Annotated in this window: 6 protein-coding genes; all 6 read right to left on the reverse strand. The window is 46.0% G+C overall.

Going from position 1 to position 3,896, the window contains the following annotated elements:
• On the reverse strand, positions 1–170 hold a 170-nt coding region (locus ACFPVS_RS13450; RefSeq protein ID WP_378595854.1), incomplete at its 3' end, for a hemagglutinin repeat-containing protein.
• A 152-nt stretch (positions 171–322) separates the two neighbouring features.
• Positions 323–448, reverse strand: a complete 126-nt coding sequence (locus ACFPVS_RS13455; RefSeq protein WP_255419179.1) for a hypothetical protein — start codon at positions 446–448, stop codon at positions 323–325.
• 95 nt (positions 449–543) lie between these two features.
• The gene (locus ACFPVS_RS13460) at positions 544–786 is read right to left on the reverse strand and encodes a hypothetical protein (protein ID WP_096295065.1); all 243 of its coding nucleotides are present in this window, start codon (positions 784–786) and stop codon (positions 544–546) included.
• Positions 783–2,096, reverse strand: a complete 1,314-nt coding sequence (locus tag ACFPVS_RS13465) for a VENN motif pre-toxin domain-containing protein (RefSeq protein WP_378595852.1) — start codon at positions 2,094–2,096, stop codon at positions 783–785. The genes ACFPVS_RS13460 and ACFPVS_RS13465 overlap by 4 nt, the downstream gene beginning before the upstream one ends.
• A 221-nt stretch (positions 2,097–2,317) precedes the next feature.
• Entirely contained in the window at positions 2,318–2,578 is a 261-nt protein-coding gene (locus ACFPVS_RS13470; protein WP_096295067.1) for a hypothetical protein, read from the reverse strand.
• Positions 2,575–3,896, reverse strand: a 1,322-nt coding sequence (locus ACFPVS_RS13475) for a VENN motif pre-toxin domain-containing protein (protein WP_378595853.1), incomplete at its 5' end; no start/stop codon positions are given. The genes ACFPVS_RS13470 and ACFPVS_RS13475, both read right to left, overlap by 4 nt.

The following is a 3,896-nucleotide window of genomic DNA, read 5'->3' on the forward strand; positions in this document are numbered from 1 at the left end:
TGGCCGTAGCTGACGGCAACGCCGGCATTCCGGCCGCTGCTGCGGTTGTCGCTGCGTTCGCTGTGGTGTTGTTCGGCCGATTGGAGCACGATGTCTTGGGCGCGCAGCAGGGTACCTTCTTTACCCGCCGCATCCGAGCCGGTGATGTTCAGACGGCCTTCGTCGGCCACCAGGCTGACTTGGCCGCCGCCGATGACTTGGCTGCTTTGGGCGGTAAGGTGATGCCGGCTTCCATCAGTGCTTTGAACTGGGCTTCGTCGACTGCATCAGTTTATTTACAAGAACAACATTAAATTAAGATGGTGGGCAGCGAGTGCCCAACCTACGCTTGCTTTTTGAAGTATTGGCCGACTTGGTAGGCAGCAGCAGGGATGGCGGTGGTGGCGGCGATACCCAATGCGCTGTCGGCCAGTGCTCTCAAACCTGTGGCCACCGCAGCCAAGGCCACGCCGCCTTTTGCCAGTCGTCGGCTTTGTGATGGTGATAATTGGTGGTTTGTACGGCTGCATGATACACGCTTGCTAAACCTGCTTGTTTAAAGTTTTAAGGGCATAAAGATAACTCATTCTTCGCAATATCTAGAATTTTTAAAAATTCGTTTAACGAAAATTTCATATTGCTATCTTCATTATTTACATAAAAATCAGGATAAAAATGAATTTTCATGTCATCATTACCATTTTCTTTATCTATTCTGCATAATATCTGTCCTTGATATTCTATTTGTATCATTAGAGATTCACATTCATATTGGTCTATAAAAATTAATTTGAAATCTTCAATCATTTTATTAAATTCCTAATATTTGTACTTGGGTCAAGTAAATTTACACGACCATCTGGCCCAAAGGCTACTCCTCGTCCATTTGGTAATCTATAGGATACGCCGCCTCTTGAAAGCTGAGTCTTTATAGTTTTAGGATTGTTGATAACTTCCTTAATCCAATTGGAAACATATTGATTCTGCTGTTGAACATTACCTTTTAACGGTTCAAAAGTACCCCCTGGACGGCCAGCATGTTTTGCCCAAGCTCTAGCTGCTTGGCTGATACCTTGTTCATTAATTGGTTTATTAGCATCAATTAAAAGTTCATCTAGTGTTTTTTCAGAAACTTTTTTAGATGAATTTTGTTCTTTTGGGTTTGGTTCATCATCAGGTGGCATAGGTGCCCCCGCTGATGATTGCGAAACAGCGGCAGATTGTGCATTTGTTTTTTTGTCATTTGCATTATCTGTATTGCCCGAAGCCATATAACTGTCTTCAAACTCTCCGGACCAAACGTCTTTTAATACCAGTGAAGCATCACAATTACCCGTTATTGCACAAGCGGCAGCAACAACAAGCCCTGCTTCCGCAACGGGTAATGCATCTTTAGGGGTAAGCCGCTTGCCTCTTTGAATGATGCGGATAACCCGTCTTCCTTTGGATATGGCACTTACTCCATAATTATTCTCCACTGCCCCCTGTGCATTCAGGCTGCCTTGTGCTGCGTTTGTCGCGCTGTTTCCGACTGCCGCCCCCGTAGCCGTTCCCAACAGGTTTGTAATCGCCGTTACGGTTTCTTTCTGCTCCGCCGTCAGTTTGCTGCCGTCTTTTTCTCCGTAGAGATAGTTGCCGATTAATGGTGCGGCCGCTTCGGCACTGCCTGCACTAATCGCTCCTGCCAGGGCGTTGTTGCCTCCCGCCGCTGCCGTTGCCGCACCCAATACCGCATAGGCGAGGATGTGGGCGGTTTCCTGTTTAGCGGTAAGTTTGCCGTCTGAATTCTGTTTCGCCAGTCCTTTGAAGTATTGGCCGACTTGGTAGGCCGCCGCAGGGCTGGCTGTCGCTGCGGCGATACCCAATGCGCTGTCGGTCGGTGCGCTCAAACCTGTGGCCACGGCAGCTAGGGCTACGCCGCCTTTTTGCCAGTTGTCGGCCTTTTGATGGTGTTCATTGGCGGTTTGTACGGCTTCGCGGTAGGCATTCAAATCGCCGTTTTGTAATGCTTGGGCAGCGTTGTCTTCCGCTGCTTTGGCGAGTGCTTTGTAGCCTTCGGCTTTGCGGTTGATTTCCGTTCTGGCTTCCTGCACATTGCGGCTGAAATCCTGACTCACGCTTCTTTGCAAATCTATCTCGCGCTGTACCCTGTCTTTGTCGAACGCGTTGTTCAGACGGCCTGAATCCGCTTCGGCGGTTTCGCTGCGGGTGAGAAAATGCCATCTGAAAAAAGTCTTATCAGTTTTCAGACGGCATCAGATTCAAATCCTTAGAACGCGTGCGTGCTGAGGCACACACCCTACCTGTGGATTTTAGAGTTCATGCAGGCTACGGCTTGCTATAGCTTACTGAAAATGCGATCAATCAAATAAACTAATGACATAATAGCAATACCAATTAGAACACTTTCTAGAAAGATGACTATTAATTCTATAAATTTTAAATCTAAGTTTGATTTAAAAATAGTATTTAAAAAAGATAATAAGAACATAATTATTCCTAGTAGAATTCCCTTAGCTACTGCATTAACATATTTTTTTTGCGAAAAATCATATTGACTAAAGAAAAAACTTAAAATTACTTCTAATATCAGATTCATTTTTCTACTCCTTTATGATTTTTCTCTTCAATTCTTTTAAATGTTGTCGAATACAGTTTATTTAAAGTAAATTCATTTAAAAAGATTACCGAAGATGTTGGGTTGTTTTTTAGAAACGTTTTAATACTACTGCTATTTTTAACTACATCTAGCATCCCCATTTGTTTTACTCCCGCCAAACTACCGGCCATATAATTGCCTGTACCAGCTGTTACAGCAGAAACGCCACCTGCTATTGCTGCTCTTTGGTAATTTAATGATGAACCACAATTTGTATCTTGATTAAATTTGCACGAAAGAAACTGCATTCCTAAGTCCACACTTCCTCCAACTACAGCTCCTTTCCCAGCAGCTGTAAGAATTGCTTTCTTACCAACCTCGTTCAACACAAGAGCCTCCCCCGTTCCGGAAAGAGGAATGAGGGCTGAGCCACCTAGGCCTAAAACATAAGGTAATCCATTAACGACGATAACGGAATTTTCAAATTTTCTTAATTCTGAAATCATTTTCATTGCATTTTTATGAGATTCATTCTTGGAATAATATGCAGCAGAGCTAGGGGAAATTATTTGCAATAAATCATTATTCTCCACCGCCGTCTGTGCAGCCGTTTCCGCTGCCACAACATCCGTAGCCAAGCCGTTTACCGCACCAACCGCAGTCCCACCCAAACTCAGGATACTCGAAACCGTCTGCTTCTGTTCAGCGGTTAATTTACTGCCGTCTCTCTCGCCATACAGCCATTGGCTTACATACGGTGCTGCGGCTTCCGCACCTCCGGCAGCAATCGCCCCCGTCAAAGCATTGTTTCCGCCAGCTGCCGATACAGCTGCCCCCAATACCGCATGGGCGACAATATGTGCAGCCGAACCTTCTTTTTGATTCTGTTTGAAATACAGACCGATTTCATACGAAACCGCAGGGCTGGCGGTAGCGGCAGTTATGCCTAATACGCTGTTGGTAGGTGCGCTCAAACCCGCCGCCAACGCATTCAGTAGAACTTTACCGCGTTGCCAGTCGTTCAGTTTTTCATCATATTCCGATTGACTGATTTGACGGGTAGCCAATTGATGCTTCAAATCATCCAAATGGCGGTTGATTTCCGTTCTGGCTTCCTGCACATTTCTGCTGAAATCCTGACTCACGTTCCGCTGCAAATCAATCTCGCGCTGCACTTCGTCTTTATCAAACGCATTTTTCAGACGGCCTGAATCCGCTTCAGCGGTTTCGCTGCGGGTGGCGGTATAGGCCGCTTTGGCCTGTGTGCCGTCGGTGTCGTTTGCAATCACGATGTTGCGGGTGCCGATGCCGCTCTTGG

It is taken from the genome of Neisseria weixii, from assembly GCF_042658245.1.
Lineage (GTDB): Bacteria > Pseudomonadota > Gammaproteobacteria > Burkholderiales > Neisseriaceae > Neisseria > Neisseria weixii.

Bases quoted from the DNA above. Each gene is read 5' to 3' on its own strand.
- ACFPVS_RS13460 (WP_096295065.1), bottom strand. From the start codon at position 786: ATGATTGAAGATTTCAAATTAATTTTTATAGACCAATATGAATGTGAA.
- ACFPVS_RS13470 (WP_096295067.1), bottom strand. From the start codon at position 2,578: ATGAATCTGATATTAGAAGTAATTTTAAGTTTTTTCTTTAGTCAATAT.